Here is a 3,336-nt window from a genome sequence, read left to right as displayed (position 1 = left end):
GTCTCGAGGAGTACCTGGAAACCAAGGCCATTCTCGGCTTCCAGGATGCCCCGGCACCCGCCGCCGAATGACAGATTTCAAGGAAGACATTGCGCATCGCGCAGGAGCAATCATGACCGTGGCCCTCGTACTGCACCGCGCCGGCGGCGCCCCCCTTTCCACCGCCTTCCGCAGGGCGCCGTTCGGCAAGGACGATCCCTTTGCGCGGCACCGCGAGATCGCGTGGGAAGGACCTGGCACGATGAGCGCGGGCCGCACCAGCTTCATCGGCGAGCTCGAAGTCGCCAGCTATCCCAACATCGAAACCATCGTCGTGGTCGAGGGCGAGCTGACCCTGACGGCAGCCGGCGCGGCCCCGCTGGTGGTCGGCCCCGAGGCGGGCGCCGTCATCGGATGCGGGACCTCGCTTCGCATCCAGGCCGGATCCCGCGTGCGCTTCGTGTTCTGCGCCGCCGCTTGCGAGAGGCCGACGAAGCGCGGCGTCTTCCCGCTGCATGCCGACGCCGACTTCAAGCCCACGGCCACGCTGCCCGCGGAAGTGCTGCTGGGCCCCCAGCCGGAATGCCGCAGCGACAAGGTCTTCATCGACGATGGCGCGCAGTACAGCGCCGGCGCCTGGGACTCGACCCCCTACCACCGCATCGTTCGGCCGCACCGCATGAACGAGTTCATGCATCTGCTGGCCGGCAGCGTGCGCTTCGCAGCGCCTGATGGCAGCGTGCTTTCCACGGCAAAGGGCGACGCGCTTTTCGTGCCACAGGGCGCACCGATCGGCTGGGAAAGCAGCGATCGCGTGGCAAAGTTCTACGTGTGCCAAAGCGTTGCGGCTTGAGCGGGCGAGCGAGATCCATCATGTCGCCTCCGCTGCAACACATCCAGACTTCGCCCACGCTGCCGGCTTCGGCCGATGTCGTCGTGATCGGCGGCGGCATCATCGGCGTCTTCAGCGCCTATTACCTGGCCCAGCGCGGCCTGTCGGTCGCCCTGGTGGAGAAGGGCCGGATCGGCGCCGAGCAGTCGAGCCGCAACTGGGGCTGGTGCCGGCAGCAGAACCGCGATGCCCGCGAACTGCCGCTGGCAACCAAGAGCCTCGAGCTCTGGGAACGCTTTGCCGCCGAGAGCGGTGAGGACACCGGCTTTCATCGCTGCGGGCTGCTGTACCTCAGCAACGACGAGGCCGAGATTTCCCGCTGGGCCAGCTGGCGCGAGTTTGCAAAGACCGCCGGCGTGACGACCCACATGCTGAGCGCCCGCGAGGCCGCCGAGCGCGGCCATGCGACCGGCCGCGCCTGGAAAGGCGGCGTCTTCTCGCCCAGCGATGGCACCGCCGATCCTGGCAAGGCCGCGCCGGCCGTGGCCGCTGCGCTCATCAAGCTCGGCGGCAGCGTCCACCAGAACTGCGCGGCACGCGGCATCGAGACCGAAGGCGGACGGGTCAGCGGCGTGGTCACGGAAGCCGGGGTCATCAAGACCAGGACGGTCGTGATGGCGGGCGGCGCCTGGGCGTCTTCGTTCTGCCGGCAACTGGGCATCCGCTTTCCGCAGGCCTCGATCCGCCAATCCATCCTGAGCGTGTCCCCTGTGGAGCAGCGCCTGCCGGATGCCGTGGTGAGCGCGGGCGTGTCCGCCACGCGCCGCAACGACGGACGCTATGCACTGGCCATCAGCGGCCGCGCGCGCGTGGACCCGACCGGGCAGTTCATGCGCTTCGCGCCGCAATTCGTGCCCATGTTCGCCAAGCGCTGGCGCAACCTTCGCCCGGGCGGCCTGGAAGCCATCCGCAGCGGCCATGAAACGCTGGCGCGCTGGCGGCTCGATGCGCCAACGCCGATGGAGCGCGTGCGCATCCTCGATCCGAAGCCCGATCTGCCCACGGTGAGGGAGACCCACCGCCGCGCCATCGAACTGCTGCCCCAGCTGCGCGACGCCAGGATCACGCATGCCTGGGCTGGCTACATCGACAGCACGCCGGACGGTGTTCCCGGCATCGGCGAGGTGCCCGGCATGCCGGGGTTCATCCTGGCCGCGGGCTTTTCGGGGCACGGCTTCGGCATCGGCCCGGGCGCCGGCCACCTGATTGCCGACCTTGCCAGCGGCGCCGAACCGATCGTCGATCCTGCACCGTACAGGCCAGGACGGTTCAGCGGCTCGGCATGGGGCAAGGTCGCTGATTTCTAGGCTGCGCCTGCGGCGGGCCGCCGAAACGTTATTTGCTTTGCGTATCGAGCGGCGTGACCCGCCGCCCCTTCATCGCCGCGATGCGAAGACGAACAGAAACTAGGAAGCACGCGCGAGCGCACCCGCGCGCAGTCCGTCCATGACGAGATCCATGAGTCGCTTCAGGCGTGGTTGCCAGTCGCCCTTGGAGTCGATTTGCCAAATGCCTGCAATGGCCAGAAAAAAGTCATCCGTGGTGACGCCTGGCCGAATGGTTCCGGCTTTCTCGTTGGCCTGAAGCAGGCGTTGAGCAGCGCCGATCACTGGCGCATATCGAGACTCCTCCGAGCACTCAGGCGCACTGGAAGCTTGGCGCAAGGCATCGGCCAGGCCGGCCTTGGTCATGGCGTACTGGGCGAGACGGTCCATCCATTCCCGCAGCGCTTGTTGCGGCGGACTGGTCTGGAGCAGTTGCTCGGCGAGGTCCGCGACCTGCGCCATCTCGTAGCGATAAACCTCCCACACCAGTGCATCTCGACTGGGGAAGTTTCGATAGAAGGTCGCTTGCCCAACGCCGGCCTTCTTCGCGATGGCGCTCAGCGGAACGTCCACTGATCGTGTCAATTCGGCAATTGCCACTTGCAGGATCCGTTCGCGGTTCTGCAGTGCGTCCGAACGCAGTTGCGGGTCCATCTTCTTCGGCACTCGTGCCCCCTCCATCAAGCTCACTTGCAAAGCGGACAATTGTCCGGTATGGTTCGGCAAATGGACAACTGTCCGTTTTGGCTCATTTTATCTATCTCTCCCCATAGGAAATCCATGAAGTTCACAGGCAACACGATCTTGATCACCGGCGGCACCTCGGGCATCGGACTGGGCTTGGCGCTGCGCTTTCATCAGGCGGGCAACAAGGTCATTGTCGCGGGTCGACGCAAAGACTTGCTCGACCAGATCACCAATGAGCACCCGGGCATTGAAGCGCTCGAGCTCGACGTCGCAGACGCCGCATCCATCACCCGCGCGAGCAAAACGGTGGCGAGCAAGTACCCCGAACTGAACGTATTGATCAACAACGCGGGCATCATGCTTTGGGAAGATCTTCTTGAGCCGACCTCCCTCCAAATTGCCGAAGACACCGTCTCGGTCAACCTGCTTGGCACGATTCGGATGGTCTACGCC

General features: G+C 65.9%; 4 protein-coding genes. 3 read left to right on the top strand and 1 reads right to left on the bottom strand.

Translation table 11 applies throughout. The annotated features are described in order from the left end of the window. Positions 1–112: 112 nt before the first annotated feature. Both AC1DOC_RS25590 and AC1DOC_RS25585 read left to right on the top strand, forming a co-directional pair. Positions 113–832: a cupin domain-containing protein gene (locus tag AC1DOC_RS25590; RefSeq protein WP_018903065.1), complete on the top strand. Its 720-nt coding sequence runs from the start codon at positions 113–115 to the stop codon at positions 830–832. Positions 833–852: 20 nt separating this feature from the next. Beyond that, the gene (locus tag AC1DOC_RS25585; protein ID WP_018903066.1) at positions 853–2,178 is read left to right on the top strand and encodes an NAD(P)/FAD-dependent oxidoreductase; all 1,326 of its coding nucleotides are present in this window, start codon (positions 853–855) and stop codon (positions 2,176–2,178) included. A 99-nt stretch (positions 2,179–2,277) separates the two neighbouring features. Here the strand turns inward: AC1DOC_RS25585 and AC1DOC_RS25580 are convergent, their stop codons facing one another. Next, the gene (locus AC1DOC_RS25580) at positions 2,278–2,862 is read right to left on the bottom strand and encodes a TetR/AcrR family transcriptional regulator (protein WP_329601333.1); all 585 of its coding nucleotides are present in this window, start codon (positions 2,860–2,862) and stop codon (positions 2,278–2,280) included. Between the two features lie 114 nt (positions 2,863–2,976). Between AC1DOC_RS25580 and AC1DOC_RS25575 the strand changes: the two genes are divergently transcribed. After that, positions 2,977–3,336 (top strand): SDR family NAD(P)-dependent oxidoreductase (locus AC1DOC_RS25575; protein ID WP_478130751.1); only part of this gene is annotated, 360 nt, incomplete at its 3' end.

It is taken from the genome of Variovorax sp. 01T439_2, from assembly GCF_056398445.1.
This window is presented reverse-complemented; position numbering and strand designations above follow the sequence as displayed.